Consider the following 16,832-nt stretch of genomic DNA (forward strand, 5'->3'; position numbering starts at 1 on the left):
ACAGCCGACACGATGAACAACGCAGTCAAGGCTGCTCCCACGCATGATCGCAAGATGAGTTCTCCAGTCGCGCCCCAGTGGGCCCCGTAGACGATCATGCTGACTGTCGCGAGACCGGCGAGCAGGGCAGCGAGAGCGCTCATCGAAGGTCGTTCCGTCAGACGCCACCAATCGCGCGACGTATCCGGCTCCGTTGCACCGCGTGACTGGCGTGCTATCGCCCATACGCCGACCCCTTGAAACACCGCGACCACGGAGCCGCCGTCCGCCGTTCCAAACTGAACTGGCGCAGCCAGGAGACCAACGACGAGGCACACTCGTATCAACCGCGAGCGTATCCTCACATGCTCAATCCGATTCCACATATGAAATATGTAAGTATATCTTGATCAGCGTCCGACAACTCGATCGGTCAAGGACAAGTGACGGACGAGGAGACCGCCCCCGTCCGCTCAACGCAGGCGGACATCCAACCGCCTGTCGAAGGGCGTGTCCGACACGCCGCTACAGCCCCGCGACGAGGTTGATGACGGTCGCGAGGATCACGGAGCCGAAGAGGTACGACAGCAGGGTGTGTTTGAGCACCGTGCGGCGCAGCTCACTGGACCGCAGCGTCGTATCGGAGACCTGGTACGTCATGCCGAGGTCGAACGAGAGGTAGGCGAAGTCGCTGTACTGGGGCGCCTCCTCCTGGTTGAAGTCGATGCCGCCCTCCGGAGCAGCGAAGTACATGCGTGCGTACCTGAGGGTGTAGATCGTGTGGATGAGCGCCCACGACATGGCGACGCTCAGCACCGAGAACCCCGCCAGCAGGCCCTGTTCGACGCCGGTCGACGCCCGCGCCTGCAAGATCACGACGCTGAGGGCGACGAGGCTCCCGACGCTCGCCAGCACGATCAGGACCTCGCTCGTCGTCCGTCCGGGTTCCTCCGAGGTCGCATGCTCGCGCGTGCGTGCCGGACCCATCCGCCAGATACGCACCCAGAGCGAGACGATGAAGACAACGCACGTGGCTCCCCAGCCGGCCAGGATCGCCCCCGCCCAGAACCAGGTCAGGCCAGTGGCCACCCCGACGCCCAAGCCGATGACGGCGGACAGGATCAGGCGGAGTTTCGCGCCGTGCCGCAGGGCGATCGGTCCGGACGTCGATGAGCTCACGAGCTGATCGTGGCACCGTCCGTGGAGCGAGTGACGCAGGCTCGCGGCCGACGCCGCACCTCACACCGCTTCGACGAACAACTCCTCCAGCTCGGCGAAGACCCCGACGGCGAGCCGTTCGAACTGCTCGGCGCTCAGCCGGATCGTCTCGCCCGGGACGAGGCCGGTGAACGACGTCCCCTCGGCATACTGCAGGACGGTCCCCACCGTGAACACCCGGTCGTGGTCGAGGATCGACGTGACGATGAGTTCGAGCTCGTTGAGGGCCCTGGGACCTTTCCCGAGCACCGAGCGCACCCGGTGGACGAACGGCCGGTCGAGCACAAGGGTGAGGCCGGTGAAGAACTCGGGGTCGACCACGGCCAGCGCTGCCGGGTCCGCGCCGGCCTCGGCCAGCGTCTCGCGTCCGGCGACCAGCGCGGCGATCATCGTCTTCGCCTGGTCGACCTCTCGCTGTTCGAAGGTCTTGCGTCCCAGCATGGGTGTCTCCTCGGCGTCGCGGATCGGGTGCGCTTCACGCTACTCCCCGGCATGCCCGGATCACAGCAGACCTCGCGCGTCCGGTGGTCAGGCCTGCTTCCGCTCGCGACGCGGGACGTGGAGCGACACGACGCCGGCGTCACGGTTGATGCGACGGGCCTGTGCCCGCCAGATGAGCGAGAAGGCGACGACGAGCACGATCATGGCCGGGACGACGAGCACCTTGAGCACCGGCATGGCCGGGAACAGCAGCCCCCAGAGCACGGTGTTACCGTCCCACAGGCCGTGCATGACCGCGACGAGCAGGTAGGTCAGGAGCACCCCCACGGTGATCCGGAACCGTCCGTTGCGTGCAGCGGCGAACACCGCGGCGGCGAGCAGCGCCGTCCACAGTGGGTGGCCGACCGGGTCGAAGATCGTCCGGGCGAACGCGGCTCCGGCCGCCTGGAACGCCGGGTGCGTGAGGATGGTCTCGAGGGGTGGTGAGCCGGCGGCGAGCTTCTGCGATGCTTCGACGCCGGCCGCCCATCCCTGTCCGATGTACCAGAGGTTCTCGAGGACGGCGAAGCCGATGCCGACGGCACCGCCGACGAAGAGACCACCCCGGGCGGTCTTCACCGGCAACCGCCATGCCACGATCACGACGGCGATGATCTTCGCCAGTTCTTCGGCGACCCCGGCGAAGAAGAGCCCGATGTCGTGCGGGTTCTCGCCGGCATCGGTCGCGGCGACGCCGATGAGGGAGTCGAAGGTGCTGCCGAGCGTGATGGCGATGAAGCCTCCGACCAGCACCGCCCAAAGGAGCGTCGCCGTCGTGACGCCGTCGCCCGACTGGAGACGTCGGGCCATGACGAGCAGCAGGGTGGACGCGGCCAGCCCTGAGCCGAGCAGGATCCACGCGGGGACCACCGCCGGGTTGCCGAGGAGCACGTGCGGCACCAGCAGCAGGAACAGCCAGAGCGCCAGGCCGCCGAAGAAGAACCAGGCGGGGGCGTGTGCGTGACGCCAGAGGGGTGCGGCGGCGCCGCTGGTCTCGGGCGTCGTGATCGGGGCTGCGTGCGACATCGTGTCCTCTCAGGGCGCGCCGACCGGGCCCACCGCGAGGATCACGCTAGTGCGCGGCATCCGTCGGGCACCAGGGGTTTCCTCCCCCACTCGGGGGTCAATGCCAGCGCGGTGCTGTCGCGCGAGCGCAGGGCAGACGCACGAGCGCACCCCTCCGGAGGGGCGCGCTCACGTCGATAGGCTGCGCTCGGGTCAGCGCACCGCGTTGGCCGCAAGCAGCCGGGCTAGGCCGGGACCACCGCTCGCTCGACCGTGAGGCCGTCGCCGTCGCTCGCGAGCCCGACGTGGACGGTGTCGCCGTCGCGGATCGAGCCGTCGAGGATCGCCCGCGCGAGGCGGTCGTCGATCTCCCGCTGCATGAGTCGACGCAGCGGACGCGCGCCGTACATGGGGTCGTATCCGCGCTCCGCGAGCCACGCACGCGCATCGGGCGTGACCGCGAGGTGCAGCCGACGCTCGCCCAGTCGACGCTGCAGGCGATCGATGTAGAGCTCGACGATCTGGCCGAGCTCCGCTTCGCTGAGCGGTTGGAACACGACGATGTCGTCGAGACGGTTGATGAACTCCGGTTTGAAGGCCTGGCGCACGAGCTGCTGGACGGCCTCCTCCTTCTGCTCGAGGGAGAGCGAGGCGTCCATCAGGTACTGCGAGCCGAGGTTGGACGTCAGCACGAGGATAACGTTCCGGAAGTCGACGGTGCGCCCCTGTCCGTCCGTCAGCCGGCCGTCGTCGAGCACCTGCAGGAGGATGTCGAACACCTCGGGGTGCGCCTTCTCGACCTCGTCGAGCAGCACGACGGAGTACGGGCGTCGACGGACGGCCTCGGTGAGCTGCCCGCCCTGCTCGTAGCCGACGTACCCCGGAGGTGCACCGACGAGCCGGGAGACCGAGTGCTTCTCGCCGTATTCGGACATGTCGATGCGGACCATGGCCTTCTCGTCGTCGAAGAGAAACTCGGCGAGCGCCTTCGCCAGCTCGGTCTTACCGACGCCGGTGGGGCCGAGGAACATGAAGGAGCCGGTCGGGCGGTCGGGATCGGAGATGCCGGCCCGGGTGCGCCGGACGGCGTCGGACACGGCGGCGACCGCACGGTGCTGCCCGATGAGTCGGCGGGACAGCTCCTGCTCGAGGTGCAGCAGTTTCTCCGTCTCGCCCTGCAACAGGCGACCGACGGGGATGCCGGTCCACGCGGCGATGACGGCGGCGATGTCCTCGGCGGTCACCTGGTCGTTGACCATACGGGGTTCGCCGTCGGTGTCCTGCTCGGCCGACTCCGCGAGCGCGAGTTCGCGTTCGAGCTGAGGGATGTCGGCGTAGAGCAGCTTGGACGCCTGTTCGAGCTTGCCCTCGCGCTGGGCGCGTTCGGCCTTGCTCCGGGCGGCGTCGAGCTGCTTCTTGAGGTCGCCGACCCGGTTGAGGCTCGCGCGCTCGCGCTCCCAGCGCGCCTGCAGTTCGCCGAGCGCGGCCTGGCGGGTCGCGAGGTCCTCCCGAAGGCGGGCGAGGCGCTCCTTCGAGGCGTCGTCCTTCTCCTTCTTGAGGGCGAGCTCCTCGAGCTTCAGGCGGTCGACACTGCGTCGGAGCTCGTCGATCTCGACGGGAGCCGAGTCGATCTCCATGCGCAGTCGGCTGGCCGCCTCGTCGATGAGGTCGATCGCCTTGTCGGGCAGCTGCCGCGACGTGATGTAGCGGTTGGACAGGGCTGCCGCCGCGACGAGCGCGTTGTCGGCGATGGCGACCTTGTGGTGCGCCTCGTACCGCTCCTTGAGGCCGCGGAGGATGGCCACCGTGTCCTCGACGCTCGGCTCCCCCACGAACACCTGCTGGAAGCGACGCTCCATGGCGGCGTCCTTCTCGATGAACTCGCGGTACTCGTCGAGCGTGGTCGCGCCGATCAGCCGCAGCTCGCCGCGGGCGAGCATGGGCTTCAGCATGTTGGCCGCCGCGACGGACCCCTCGCCGCCGCCGGCACCCATGAGGACGTGGAGCTCGTCGATGAAGGTGATGATCTGTCCGTCTGACTCGTCGATCTCCTTGAGCACGGCCTTGAGGCGTTCCTCGAACTGCCCGCGGTACATGGCGCCGGCCACGAGCGCGGAGAGGTCGAGGGAGATGAGCTGCTTGCCCTTGAGGCTCTCGGCGACGTCGCCCGCGACGATGCGCTGGGCGAGGCCTTCGACGACGGCGGTCTTACCGACGCCGGGCTCGCCGATGAGGACGGGGTTGTTCTTGGTGCGCCGCGTGAGGACCTGGCTCACGCGGCGGATCTCGGCGTCGCGGCCGATGACCGGATCGAGCTTGCCGGAGGCGGCGATCTCGGTCAGGTTGACGCCGTACTGCTCGAGCGCGCTGCGCTGATCCTCTTGCTGAGGCGTCTGGCCTGCTGGCATGGGTACGATCTCCTGTTCAAAACTTGAGTGAATCTGACTCAAGTTTACCACCGCCATTCCCCGCCGACAAGGTGCGATCGGCGGGTGACCTTCAGCGCATCGAAGGGTAGGCTTACCTATCGATGCCTCGCCTCAGTGAACAGACCCCCGACTCGATCTTCATCCTCCTCGCAGCCGTCGTCCGGCGCATCGAGCAGGTGAGCCCGAGCTATCGGCGCTTCACGTTCACGGGCCCCGAGGTCCAGCACATCGCGGACAACCGCCACGATCAGCGCATCAAGCTGCTCTTCCCGCTGCCCGACACAGGTTTCGACGAGCTGCCGATGCACGACGACTGGTACCAGGCCTGGCGGCTGCTGCCCAACGACAAGCGTCACCCGATGCGCACGTACACGATCCGCGAGGTCCGGCCGGAGCTCGCCGAGTTCGACGTCGACATCGCCCTGCACGGCCGCGTCGGCCCCGCGTCCACCTGGGCGATGGACGCGAAGGTCGGCGACGAGCTCGTCGTCAACGTCCCGAACGCCCGGTCGGCCGTCCCGGCCGGCGGCATCGACTGGCATGCGCCGGCCACCGTCGACCAGGTGCTCCTCGCCGGCGACGAGACGGCCCTGCCCGGGATCGCCGGGATCCTCGAGCGCCTGCCGAGCACCGCGCGCGGGATCGCCGTCGTCGAGCTGCCGCACGAGGAGGACATCGCCGCCCTGTCCACGAAGCCCGACGGGATCGAGGTCGTCGTCCTCCCCCGCGGCGACCAGCCCGTGGGCACCCTGCTCATCCCCGAGGTCGAGCGCATCGCGAGTCGCCTCGCGCCGAGCGTCGACACCGCCACGATCGCCACGCAGCCGGCACTCGAGGACGTCGACGTCGACACCGAGCTGCTCTGGGAAGCACCGGTCAACGCGACCGGAGGCCCCGTCCTCGAGAGCGCACCGCTCTATGCGTGGCTCGCCGGAGAGGCGTCGGCCATCAAGACGCTCCGCCGACACCTCGTCTCCGGGTGCGGCGTCGACCGCAAGTCGGTCGCGTTCATGGGCTACTGGCGACACGGCAAGGCCGAAGACAACCGATGAGCCGGTGAGCGCCGACCTCGACAGCCTGCGGCTCCCAACCGCGGCCGCCCGCGCACGAGAGGCGTCGACCGGCATCGCCCGATCGACCGCCTCACGCTGGCTCCTCCTCGTCGCAGCGCTCGTCGTGCTCGCCGCCATCGCCGTCGGCAGTCTCTTCATCGGCTCGGGGACCATCAGTGCCGCAGAGGTCTGGCGGGCGCTCTCGCAGGGCGGCGACGACACCAACGCGATCCTCGTCACCGGGTTCCGGCTGCCGCGCATGCTCCTGGCCATCGGCGTCGGTGCGGCGCTCGGCCTCGCCGGAGCGATGATGCAGGCCGTCACGCGGAACCCGCTCGCCGACCCCGGCATCCTCGGCGTCAACGCCGGGGCGTACATCGCGGTCGTGCTCGCCGTCGCCATCGCCGGCACCGCCGACCTGAGCTCGTACGTGTGGTGGTCCTTCGCCGGCGCGGGCCTCGCCTCCGTCATCGTGTACGTGATCGGCTCCCGGGGCCGCGCCGGGGCGACCCCGGTCCGCCTCGTGCTCGCCGGCGTCGCGCTCTCCGCAGCACTGCAGGGGGTGACCTTCGCCATCACGATCCGCAACCCCGACATCTTCGACAAGATCCGCTTCTGGCAGGCCGGATCACTGCAGAACCGCCAGATGGATGTGTTCCTCGGGGTGTTGCCGTTCCTCATCGTCGGGGTCGTCCTCGCCCTCGTCGTCTCGCGGTCACTCAACACCGTCGCCCTCGGAGACGACCTCGCGACCTCCCTCGGCACGAAGGTGCTCCGGACGCGGGTGCTCTCGGTCGTCGCGATCACCCTGTTGTGCGGTTCGGCCACCGCGGCGGCCGGACCGATCGCCTTCCTCGGACTCATGTCGCCCTACCTCGCCCGCGCCATCGTCGGACCGGATCAGCGCTGGGTGCTCCCGTTCACGATGGTGTTCGCGCCGATCATCTTCCTGCTGTCCGACCTCGTCGGGCGGGTCGCCGTCCCCGGCGAGATGCCGGTCGGGATCGTCACGGCGTTCGTGGGTGCCCCGCTCCTCATCGTGCTCATCCGCCGTTCGAAGGCGCAGGGGCTGTGACCGCGGTCGCCGAACCGGGTCGGCTCACCGTGCGGGTCGGTCGGGTCAGCTGGGTGGTCCACCGGCGCGAGCTGGTCGTCGTCGGCGCCCTGGTCGCCGTCGTCGTCGGGGTCGGCGCCTTCGCGCTCACCCAGGGCGAGTACCGCATCCCGCTCGACAAGCTGCTCGCCGCGTTCACCGGCACGGGCTCGGAGAGCGTCCTCCGCATCGTCTTGGAGTGGCGCCTGCCGCGGGTCGTGATCGCCGTCGTCGGCGGGATCGCGCTCGGGCTCTCCGGTGCGATCTTCCAGTCGATCACCCGGAACCCGCTGGGCAGTCCCGACATCATCGGGTTCAACTCCGGCGCGTTCACCGGCGCGCTCATCGTCACCCTCGTCGTCGGCGGGAACTATGCGGCCACGGTGTCCGGTGCGTTGATCGGCGGGCTCGCGACGGCGCTCGTCGTCTATCTCCTCGCGTGGTCTCGGGGCGTCCAGGGCTTCCGGCTCATCGTGATCGGCATCGCGATCAGCGCCGTCCTCAACGCGTTCAACGACTACCTGCAGCTGCGGGCGGACCTCAACGCCGCCATCGCGGCCGCGAGCTGGGGCATGGGTTCGCTCGCCGACCTCGGTTGGCAGGACGTCGTGCCCATGACGATCGCGGTCGCTGTCCTCGTCCCCCTCCTCGCGCTCCTGTCCCGCCGACTCGGCATGCTGGCGTTCGGCGACGACATCGCGAGCGCCCTCGGCATCCCGGTCGAGCGCACGCGGCTGCTGCTGCTCGTGATCGGCGTCGCGCTCACCGCGACCGTCACCGCGGTCGCCGGCCCGATCATCTTCGTCGCCCTCGCCGCACCCCAACTCGCCCGGCGACTGACGAAGTCCGCCGGCATCACCCTCGTCCCCTCGGCCGCCATGGGCGCGGCGTTGCTCCTCGTGAGTGACGTCGTGGCTCAGCGGATCATCGCCCCGGCCGCCCTGCCGGTCGGTGCGGTGACCGTGACCCTCGGTGGCATCTACCTCATCGCCCTGCTCATCACGCAGGCGGGAAAGCGCTGACATGAAGACCGACAGCCCCACCACCAGACTCGCCGGGACGGGCCTCCGCGTCGGCTACGACCAGCGGACCATCATCCACGAGCTGGACATCGCGATCCCCGACGACTCGTTCACGGTCATCGTCGGGCCGAACGCCTGTGGCAAATCGACGCTCCTGCGTGCCCTCGCCCGGCTGCTGAAGCCGACCCAGGGGCACGTCGTGCTCGACGGTCAGGAGATCACGCGCTACCCGTCGAAGGAGGTCGCGAAGCGCATCGGGCTGCTGCCGCAGACGTCGATCGCGCCCGACGGCATCTCGGTGATCGACCTCGTGTCGCGCGGCCGGTATCCGCACCAGTCGATCCTCCGACGCTGGTCGGCGGCCGATGAAGCGGCGGTGCTCGCGGCGATGGAGGCGACGAACGTCACCGAGCTGTCCGGTCGCCTCGTCGACGAACTGTCCGGCGGCCAGCGCCAGCGGGTGTGGGTGGCGATGGCCCTTGCTCAGGAGACGCCGTTGCTGCTGCTCGACGAGCCGACGACCTTCCTCGACATCACGCATCAGGTGGAGCTGCTCGACCTCTTCACCCGGCTCAACCAGGAGGGTGGCCGCACCCTCGTCGCGGTCCTGCACGATCTCAACCAGGCCGCCCGGTACGCGACGCACCTGATCGCGATGCGCGACGGACACGTGGTCGCGCAGGGTGCGCCGGCGGACATCGTGACGGCCGAGCTCGTCGAGGAGGTCTTCGGGCTCCGCTGCCGGATCATCGACGACCCCGAGTCGCACACGCCGCTCGTCATCCCGCTGATGGGCGCGCACTGACCCGTGGTGCTGGGAGGCGTCAGCGCGGTGCGCTGGCGTGAGCGCGGGTTTGTTGGCGTGGGCGCGCCCCGGTGACGTGAGCGCGGGTCTCCGGAGGGGTGCGCTCACGCCGGTGGGGCGCGCTCACCGTGGTGGGCGGGTGCCGGTGTCAGCAGCCGATGGCGGGTTTGCCGGGTCGGCAGGGTTTGTCGACGCCGACGGTGGAGTTGCGGACGATCTGGACCGTGTGGGGTTCTTCGGTCGGGATCGACAGGGTCCCGATGACGGGGAGCCAGCCGCTGTCACCGCTGCGGTACTCGGCGGCGTACTCGACGTCCACGGTGATGGTCTTCGTTCCAACGCTTGTGTAGCGGTGGCTGGTGGGGGTCTTGGAGAACTCCGCGAGCCCGAGGGCGGCCCACGAGGATCCACCGGTCCGGGTGGTGGTCGTGTCGCCGTCGCCGTAGTCGAAGGTGAAGCCGACGGGGATGAAGTTCACCTCCGCGACCTGACCGAGGAGGGTGCCGGTGCGGGTGTGTCCGGAAGCACCTGCGATGACGTTCGTGTGGAGCCCGCGGACACCCCAGGCGGCGGGTTCGGTGGCGACGGTCGGTGCGGCGGGGGCGAAGCTGGCGACGTCGCGGATCGTGACGGGCTGCGCGGCGGGTGCTGCCCCCAGGTCGGTGCCGAGGTCGCCGGGCGTGAAGGTGTAGCACTCGTCCGGCCGCATGAGGCTGCAGACCGTCCGCTCACCGTTGGGCCCGTCGGTCACCCCGGGTGGCAACTCGGCCGAACCGCCGCCGCCCCCTCCGCCCGTCCCGCCGCCGGAGCCACCGCCGCCGCCCGAACCAGGCTGCTCGACACTGCCAACGATGTCGACCGAACCGTTGCCGATGCAAGCGCCGATGGAATGGTCCAAGTCCGAGCACTGCGCAGCGACCGCAGCCGTTCCGGGGCCGAGCGCGAGGACCACGCCGAGAACCATCGCCCAGCCGGTGAGCACCGTCGGCCGGTGAGATTCGTTCAGTCGCATTGGTCATTCTCCTTCTGCTTGGAACTCACGAAGAGCGATCCATCTGCTTCTCGGTACGCGACGTCGACTGACCAGAGCGACTGGGTCGCGCGATCGGCTGGCACGACAGACGCCCCGGCGCTATCGAGCACCTGGACGCTGGAGATGTCGACACAGACGTCTGCACGAGCCACGATCTGGAGGGAGTCCGGGTGTGGCAGCCAGAGGTCGAGGACGACCGATTGCACCGACGGCGTACCGGTGACGGTGTACCCCAGCTCTGCCGATCGGCGGTACCCGTCGATCTCGACCTGAGCGACGTCGTCTGATGCCAGCGTCGAGATCCGTTCCGGGTTCGCTCCACCTTCGGCGAGGATCTGGAACGAGAGCTCCTGGAAACGCTGATACGTATCGGTTACGGCCGCCAGCGCCTGTTCCTCGTTTTCGAAGACCGGCGGCGAGCTCTTCGGGGGCGGCGCAGGATCAGGTCCGGTGCACGCGGTGAGGGCGAGCAGTCCCGCGGTGAGGACGATCGGGGATAGAGATAGCGAGCGAGAGCGCGAGGTCCGTGGCATCCCTCGACGCTAAGCGCGCCCAGACTCCGGCCCAGGGTTATCCACAGAGCAGATATGCCTACACGGACATATGTCGCACAAACTGGTCCGCGTGCCAGCGCGGTGCGCTGATGTGAGCGCACCCCTGGGGACGTGACCGCGGGTCTCCGGAGGGGCGCGCTCGCGTCAGTGACCCGCGCTCGCGTCAGCGCACCGCGCTGGCCCAAGCACAAGCGTTACCGGGACGTGACTTGGGAAGCTTAGGCTTACCTCATACCCCATGTCTTCAACGGAAAGCAGAACATGCGCCGCATGCCCCGCACCCTCACCGCCGTCGCCGCCCTCGCGGTCGCCGGCCTCGCCCTCGCCGGCTGCACCGCCGGGTCCTCCACCGACGACGCCTCCACCGGCACGCTCGGCACCGTCGACACGATGTTCGGTGAGGTGACCGTGCCGGAGCCCGCCGGCGACCTCACCGTCGTCGCCCTCGGCTGGTCCGACGCGGAGATGGCGCTCTCCCTCGGCGTGGTGCCCGTCGGTGTGTACGACTGGCAGTCCTTCGGCGCCGACAACAAGGCCGTCGGCCCGTGGGCCACCGACCTGTTCGGCGACGTCACCCCCGAGATCATCGAGGACAGCGGTGACACCGTCAACTACGAGCAGATCCAGGCGCTCGAACCCGACCTCATCCTCAACACCCGTTCCGCCGGTGACGAGAAGCAGTACGAGCGGCTCTCGGAGATCGCACCGACCGTCTTCGCACCCAAGGGGACCGCCGCGTTCGCGACCCCGTGGGACGTCCAGCTCGAGCAGGTCGCCGCCGCGCTCGGGAAGACCCAGGAGGGCGACGCCCTCGTCTCGGCCACGAAGCAGTCGATCAACGAGGCCGCCGACCTCCACCAGGAGTTCGCGGGGCTCACCACCGTCGCCGCGACGAAGTTCGGCGACGCCTACGGCGCTTACCTCGAGGGTGACGGTCGCTTCGACATCCTCGCCGACCTCGGCTTCCAGCAGAACCCGGCCGTCCTCGACCTCGAGGCCTCCGGCTTCTACGCGGCGGTCTCCGCCGAGCAGGTGTCCGCGTTCGACGCCGACGTCGCCGTCCTCCTCCCGATCGGGTTCAGCGCAGCGGACACCACCGCCGACCCGCTCCTCGCGAGCCTCCCCGTGGTGCAGGACGGTCGCGCGATCGTCCTCGACCCCGCCGACGAGCTCACGCAGGCCTACAGCGCGGCGTCAGTGCTGAGCATCCCCGTCGTCCTCGAGCAGCTCGTCCCGAAGCTCGCCGAGGCCGCCGCCAAGGTCGCGAAGTAGGGTCCAGCCCACCGGCACCACAGCAGGAGATCCGCGCGAGAGCCGGACGGAATCGCGTCTTCCGTCCGGCTCTCGCGCTGTTCTCCGGCTCTCACGCTGAGCGCATCAGCTCAGGCCGGCCGGGACAACTTCAGCAACCGCGCGAACCCCAGCGCCGCGACGATGACGAGCACTCCCACCAGCAGGACGACCGCCGCACCCGGCGCCACCGGTGCCAGTGCCGTCAACCCACCGCCGACGAGGAGCGCCAGCAGGATGGCGTCCGACTGCCAGAGCAGGACGTTCAGCGACGACGCATCGCCGAACGGTGTCGGGACGGGCATGAGCAGCAGGATCGGCAGTGGTCCCTTCGCGGCGTCGAACGTGCGGAGCACGACGATCCACACCGCGAGCAGCAGCCACCACCCGAGCGGCTGGAGGAGGGTCATCCCGCCCGGTGCCGCAGAGGCGAGCACCCCGAGCAGGGCACCGACCCCACCGATCACGACCGCGGCCAGCAGCGGGGCGACGGCTCCGGCGAAGACGAGCGACCGCGGGCTCCGGCCGTAGAGCGTCGGCGTCCCGGCGCTCTCCACCCCGTGCCGCACGGCGTCGCACCAGACGCCCACGGCGAGGTAGGCGAGGAACGCCGCGGGGACGGCGAGCATCCACCGCACACCGTCCGGGAGCCCGAAGGACAGACCGACCGCCGCACCGGAAACCGCCAGGATGAGGGAACCGAGGGCGACCCGCCCGGGTGTCCGCCGAGCTCCGACGATCGACCGCCGGAGGACGACGAGCCAGAACGGCCCGGTCATCCGCAGCGGGACACGGCGACCGCTCGTCGGGGAGACCCGCAGCCCGCCGACGGCACCCGAGGCGTCACCGCTCTGCAGCATCATCCCGACCCGCTGCCAGCGCAGCGCCTGGTCGAGGAGGGGTCCGCTCCGCAGTCCGTCCAGTGCCCTCGGGACGAGCAGGAGGGAGACCGCCCCGAGCACGACGAGCGCGACCGCCGGCCACCAGGACACCGGCACCCCCACCGACGCGAACCAGCCACCGCCGCCACCCCAGGTGAAGAGCCCCGCCCAGCCCCCCGTCGCGAGTGCGCCACCGAGCACCATGCTCTCGACACCGCCCGCGACCGGCGACCAGAGGAGCCCCAGCCAACCCCACGGGGAGACGAGCAGCATGCCGGGGACGAGGAGACCGAGCACTCCGCCCACACCGGCGACGATGACGACGGCGGCGACCGTCCGTCGCGAACCGTGCTGACCGAGCAGCCACGCCACCGCGAGGAGCAGGGAGAACCCCACGGCACCGATCACGAACGCCACCACGGCGGCGGGCACGGTCGGTCCGGTCATGCCGATCACCGAGGCCGTGTCGGCGGCCGCTCCGGCCGAGACGGTCGCCCGCTCCCCCGGCACCAGGAGTCGCGACAAGCCGACCACCCCGGCCACGAGGACCGAGAGCCCTGAGAGCGCGAGCGCTGAGGCGACGAAAGGACGACGCAGCGTGAGCCGACGCGGCAGTGGCGAATCGGCGAGGAACTGCACCGCCGCAGGCCTCGGCACGACCGCTCCCCTCGTCCGACCTCCGAGCACGACCACGATCGTCGCGATCGCCGAGAGCAGCGCGACCGCCCCGGGCCGGACGGCAGCCACGACACCCGCGGCATCCGGCTCGATCAGTCCGAGGACCGCGAACCGCACGAGCGGAGCGCCCACGATGAGCGCGACGAGCAGCCCGGCGTAGACGACGAACGCGACATCGGTGACCCGCGGACGCCCGTCGCGCGCGGCGAGCACCGCCCGGCCGGCGCGGAGGATCCGACGGTCGTCGCGCGTGATGCGCCCGGAGCCGGTGCTCACGGGGCTTCGACCGTGATCGCCTCGTCCGCGACCCGTTCGACGAGCCCGGCGTCGTGGCTCGCGAAGACGATCGCCGCCCCGCGCCCCTTCGCGAGCAGGATGCGGTCGGCGACGAGGCCACGCCGCTCGGCGTCGAGGCGCTGCTCAGGTTCGTCGAGCACGAGGACGTCGAAGGGCCGGACGAGCGCCGTCGCCAGGGCGAACAGCTGCGACTGACCCGAAGACAGCTCGGTGGCGAAGCGGCGCGCGAGCGTGTCGATGCGCAGGGCCGCGAGCAGCTCGTCGGCCGCGTCGTCCGCCGCCTGCCCGGTCACACCCCACGTCGTCGAGATGTAGCGCAGGTGTTCGCGCAGCGTCAGGTCCGGCGCGTAGGCCGGGGTGCCGATGAGGGCTGAGACGGAGCGACGCACCGTGCGGTCGCGGTCGTCGATGGTCCGGCCGCCGATCGTCGCCGTCCCGCTCGACGGACGCAGCCGTCCGCTGAGGATCCGCAACAGGGTCGTCTTGCCCGATCCGTTCCGCCCCCTGACGGCGAGCGCCATCCCCGGCTCGACCCGGATGTCCGTGGGCGCCAGCAGGGTCTCCCCGTCGATCACCGCTCCGACGCCGTCCGCCTCGATCAGCGGCTGCAGCGCGGCAACCGACTCCCCCTCGTGTCCCGACATCGTCCCATCCTCGCAGGCGCCCGCCGAGGTGTCCTCCGCCGCGCGACTGATCGTGCGGTCGGCTGTCGGGGCTCAGCATGCCGGCCGAGGGTGCAGAATGCAGAGCATGGGAATCGTCACCGGGCGCCGGAACGCGCGTCCGCCGAAGCAGCGCCGCGCAGGCGGACCACCCGAGGGCGACGCCTACGACGAGGTCGTGCGGGAGATCCGCGCCGGACGCCTCGACGCCGACGCAGGCGCCGAGCGACTGATCGAGCGGCTGACCGACGCGGAACTCCTGGGGCTGCTCGACGGCGACTCCCCGCGCCGACTCCTCCCGCTGATCCCCGTGCTGCTCCACCGGCGTCCGTTCGTGGCCGGAGCCGTCCCGCGGCTCGGAATCCCGGGGATCCGGTTCAGCGACGGCGCCCGCGGTGTCGTCATCGGCGAGTCCACCGCGTTCCCAGTGACGATGGCGCGGGCGGCCACCTGGGACCCGGTGCTCGAGGAGCAGGTGGGTGAGGCGATCGGTGCGGAGACGCGGATCCGCGGGGCGAACTACTCGGCGTCCGTCTGCGTCAACCTCCTCCGCCATCCCGCGTGGGGCCGCGCCCAGGAGTGCTACGGCGAGGATCCGGTGCTGACCGGCCGGATGGGGTCGGCCATGACCCGCGGCGTCCGCGTCCACACGATGGCGTGCGTGAAGCACTTCGCGCTCAACTCCATGGAGGACGAGCGGTTCGAGGTCGACGTCTCCGTGGACGACCACGCACTGCACGAGGTCTACCTGCCGCACTTCAAGGCCGTGATCGACGCCGGCGCGGACTCGGTCATGAGCGCCTACAACCGGGTGCGAGGCGAGTACATGGACGTCAACCGTCCGCTGCTCACGGACGTGCTGCGGGAGGAGTGGGGCTTCACCGGCTTCGTCACGAGCGACTGGGTCTTCGGCACGCACGACGCCGTCGGCAGCCTGCAGGCCGGGATGGACGTGGAGATGCCGCTCCGCCTGCGACGAGCGCACGAGTTGCCCGCCGCCCTGCGGGACGGCACCCTCGAGCACGCGACCGTCCTGCGCTCGGCTCGGCGCATCCTGCGGACGACCCTCCTGCATGCCGCGACCCGCGCCGAACCGCAGCCCTCGGCGGACGTCGTCGCCGGCTCGGCCCACCGCGCGCTCGCCCGGCACGTCGCCGAGGAGTCGATCGTGCTCCTCGCCAACCGCCCGGTCGACGACGGCGCGCCGCTCCTCCCCCTGTCGGCGACGACCCGTCGGATCGCGGTGGTCGGCCGTCTCGCGGACCGGGCGAACCTCGGCGACCACGGCTCGTCGCGCGTCCGTCCGCCGACCACCGTCTCGCCGCTGCAGGGGCTCCGTGAGGCACTCCCCGACACGCAGATCACGAGCACCCCGGCCGGGAACATGCGGGCCGCGGTCACTGCGGCGGCGGCCGCCGACACGGCCGTCGTCGTCGTCGGCTTCGACCAGCACGACGAGGGCGAGTCGGTCGTCACCGGCGGCGTCGACGTCGGTGTCCTCGGAGCGGCCCTGGACTCGGGTCGACTCCGCAGCGCCATCACGGGCGTCGCGCACCTGGCGTCGCGGTTCGTGCGCGGCGGCGACCGCACCTCGCTCCGCCTCCGACCCTCGGACGAACGCCTCATCCTGGCCGTCGCCGCAGCCAACCCGCGCACGGTCGTCGTACTCGTCGGCGGGAGCGCCATCCTGACCGAGGCCTGGCGCGACCGCGTCCCGGCCGTCGTCCTCGCCTGGTACGGCGGGATGGAGGGCGGTCGAGCGCTCGCCGACGTCCTGACCGGTGTGGTCGAGCCCGGCGGGCGACTGCCCTTCGTGATCCCGACCGATCCCGCACACCTGCCGCCGTTCGACCGCGAGGCGAAGGCCGTCGTGTACGACGACCGCTGGGGCCAGCGACGCTTGGACGAGGAGGGTCACACGCCGGCCTTCCCGTTCGGCTTCGGCCTCGGGTACACGACGATCGACCACCGCCTGCTCGGGCACCGGTTCGACGACACCGGCGGGACCGCCGAGGTCCTCGTGACGAACACCGGTCCGCGCGAGGGGTCGACCGTCGTCCAGCTCTACGCCGCCGACACCGCGCTCGATCGACCGGTCGCCCAGCTCCTCGGGTTCCGGAAGGTGACCCTGCAGGCGGGCGAGGAACGCGTCGTCCGGGTCGTCCTCGATCCGACACCGACGCTCGAACGCGACCCGGTCACCCGCCGCTGGTCGGCCCGCGCCGGCGACTGGGCCCTGCAGGCCGCCCAGCACAGCCCGTCGACCTGGGCGGCGGCCGTCCCGCTGCGGGCCGGCGACAGCGACCTCGACGACGACCCAGCCAGACTGCCGGACACCGTCGGCTGATCCGATC

14 protein-coding genes are annotated in these 16,832 nt (G+C 70.5%); 6 read left to right on the plus strand and 8 right to left on the minus strand.

Going from position 1 to position 16,832, the window contains the following annotated elements; genetic code table 11:
- Positions 1-504: 504 nt before the first annotated feature.
- The 4 genes from QRN44_RS04955 to QRN44_RS04970 all read right to left on the minus strand — a co-directional run bounded on the left by QRN44_RS04955 (position 505) and on the right by QRN44_RS04970 (position 5,090).
- Positions 505-1,158 carry a DUF1345 domain-containing protein gene (locus tag QRN44_RS04955; RefSeq protein WP_285038431.1) on the minus strand — a complete coding sequence of 218 codons (654 nt, stop codon included), beginning with the start codon at positions 1,156-1,158 and terminating at the stop codon, positions 505-507.
- 60 nt (positions 1,159-1,218) lie between these two features.
- On the minus strand, positions 1,219-1,638 hold the full coding sequence (locus tag QRN44_RS04960; RefSeq protein WP_285038432.1) for a hypothetical protein: 420 nt from the start codon (positions 1,636-1,638) through the stop codon (positions 1,219-1,221).
- Between the two features lie 87 nt (positions 1,639-1,725).
- Complete coding sequence (locus QRN44_RS04965; protein ID WP_285038433.1) at positions 1,726-2,703, minus strand: PrsW family glutamic-type intramembrane protease; 978 nt, start codon at positions 2,701-2,703, stop codon at positions 1,726-1,728.
- Positions 2,704-2,927: 224 nt separating this feature from the next.
- Positions 2,928-5,090 (minus strand): ATP-dependent Clp protease ATP-binding subunit, encoded by a 2,163-nt coding sequence (locus QRN44_RS04970; protein WP_121291528.1) that lies wholly within the window; start codon positions 5,088-5,090, stop codon positions 2,928-2,930.
- 122 nt (positions 5,091-5,212) lie between these two features.
- Here QRN44_RS04970 and QRN44_RS04975 point away from each other — a divergent pair, with 122 nt between their 5' ends.
- From QRN44_RS04975 to QRN44_RS04990, 4 genes are read left to right on the plus strand one after another with little or no spacing between them, the layout of a single operon-like run.
- A complete protein-coding gene (locus QRN44_RS04975) occupies positions 5,213-6,163 on the plus strand; it encodes a siderophore-interacting protein (RefSeq protein ID WP_285038434.1) in 951 nt (316 codons plus the stop codon).
- A 4-nt stretch (positions 6,164-6,167) separates the two neighbouring features.
- The gene (locus QRN44_RS04980) at positions 6,168-7,238 is read left to right on the plus strand and encodes an iron chelate uptake ABC transporter family permease subunit (RefSeq protein WP_285038435.1); all 1,071 of its coding nucleotides are present in this window, start codon (positions 6,168-6,170) and stop codon (positions 7,236-7,238) included.
- Entirely contained in the window at positions 7,235-8,278 is a 1,044-nt protein-coding gene (locus tag QRN44_RS04985) for a FecCD family ABC transporter permease (protein WP_285038436.1), read from the plus strand. Before QRN44_RS04980 ends, QRN44_RS04985 begins: the two co-directional genes overlap by 4 nt.
- 1 nt (position 8,279) lies before the next feature.
- Complete coding sequence (locus QRN44_RS04990; protein WP_121291525.1) at positions 8,280-9,083, plus strand: ABC transporter ATP-binding protein; 804 nt, start codon at positions 8,280-8,282, stop codon at positions 9,081-9,083.
- 148 nt (positions 9,084-9,231) lie between these two features.
- Here the strand turns inward: QRN44_RS04990 and QRN44_RS04995 are convergent, their stop codons facing one another.
- Positions 9,232-10,095 (minus strand): hypothetical protein, encoded by an 864-nt coding sequence (locus tag QRN44_RS04995; RefSeq protein WP_285038437.1) that lies wholly within the window; start codon positions 10,093-10,095, stop codon positions 9,232-9,234.
- The gene (locus QRN44_RS05000; RefSeq protein WP_285038438.1) at positions 10,086-10,649 is read right to left on the minus strand and encodes a hypothetical protein; all 564 of its coding nucleotides are present in this window, start codon (positions 10,647-10,649) and stop codon (positions 10,086-10,088) included. Before QRN44_RS05000 ends, QRN44_RS04995 begins: the two co-directional genes overlap by 10 nt.
- A 291-nt stretch (positions 10,650-10,940) precedes the next feature.
- On the opposite strand from QRN44_RS05000, the gene QRN44_RS05005 reads away from it, so the two are divergent.
- A complete protein-coding gene (locus tag QRN44_RS05005; protein WP_197977379.1) occupies positions 10,941-11,942 on the plus strand; it encodes an ABC transporter substrate-binding protein in 1,002 nt (333 codons plus the stop codon).
- A 110-nt stretch (positions 11,943-12,052) separates the two neighbouring features.
- Here QRN44_RS05005 and QRN44_RS05010 read toward each other — a convergent pair whose 3' ends face one another.
- Together QRN44_RS05010 and QRN44_RS05015 are read right to left on the minus strand one after the other, a co-directional pair.
- Positions 12,053-13,795 carry a hypothetical protein gene (locus QRN44_RS05010; protein ID WP_285038439.1) on the minus strand — a complete coding sequence of 581 codons (1,743 nt, stop codon included), beginning with the start codon at positions 13,793-13,795 and terminating at the stop codon, positions 12,053-12,055.
- A complete protein-coding gene (locus QRN44_RS05015) occupies positions 13,792-14,460 on the minus strand; it encodes an ABC transporter ATP-binding protein (RefSeq protein WP_285038440.1) in 669 nt (222 codons plus the stop codon). Before QRN44_RS05015 ends, QRN44_RS05010 begins: the two co-directional genes overlap by 4 nt.
- 106 nt (positions 14,461-14,566) lie before the next feature.
- Between QRN44_RS05015 and QRN44_RS05020 the strand changes: the two genes are divergently transcribed.
- Positions 14,567-16,825, plus strand: coding sequence for a beta-glucosidase family protein (locus QRN44_RS05020; protein WP_285038441.1), 2,259 nt, complete (start codon positions 14,567-14,569; stop codon positions 16,823-16,825).
- The last annotated feature ends 7 nt before the right edge of the window (positions 16,826-16,832 follow it).

The sequence above is a fragment of the Plantibacter sp. lyk4-40-MEA-4 genome (assembly GCF_030209415.1).
Classification (GTDB): domain Bacteria; phylum Actinomycetota; class Actinomycetes; order Actinomycetales; family Microbacteriaceae; genus Plantibacter; species Plantibacter flavus_A.

Excerpts from the sequence above, each read along its gene's own strand:
- QRN44_RS04960 (WP_285038432.1), bottom strand. The coding sequence starts at position 1,638 with ATGCTGGGACGCAAGACCTTCGAACAGCGAGAGGTCGACCAGGCGAAG.
- QRN44_RS04965 (WP_285038433.1), bottom strand. The coding sequence starts at position 2,703 with ATGTCGCACGCAGCCCCGATCACGACGCCCGAGACCAGCGGCGCCGCC.
- QRN44_RS04970 (WP_121291528.1), bottom strand. The coding sequence starts at position 5,090 with ATGCCAGCAGGCCAGACGCCTCAGCAAGAGGATCAGCGCAGCGCGCTC.
- QRN44_RS04975 (WP_285038434.1), top strand. The coding sequence starts at position 5,213 with ATGCCTCGCCTCAGTGAACAGACCCCCGACTCGATCTTCATCCTCCTC.
- QRN44_RS04990 (WP_121291525.1), top strand. The coding sequence starts at position 8,280 with ATGAAGACCGACAGCCCCACCACCAGACTCGCCGGGACGGGCCTCCGC.
- QRN44_RS04995 (WP_285038437.1), bottom strand. The coding sequence starts at position 10,095 with ATGCGACTGAACGAATCTCACCGGCCGACGGTGCTCACCGGCTGGGCG.
- QRN44_RS05000 (WP_285038438.1), bottom strand. The coding sequence starts at position 10,649 with ATGCCACGGACCTCGCGCTCTCGCTCGCTATCTCTATCCCCGATCGTC.
- QRN44_RS05005 (WP_197977379.1), top strand. The coding sequence starts at position 10,941 with ATGCCCCGCACCCTCACCGCCGTCGCCGCCCTCGCGGTCGCCGGCCTC.
- QRN44_RS05015 (WP_285038440.1), bottom strand. The coding sequence starts at position 14,460 with ATGTCGGGACACGAGGGGGAGTCGGTTGCCGCGCTGCAGCCGCTGATC.
- QRN44_RS05020 (WP_285038441.1), top strand. The coding sequence starts at position 14,567 with ATGGGAATCGTCACCGGGCGCCGGAACGCGCGTCCGCCGAAGCAGCGC.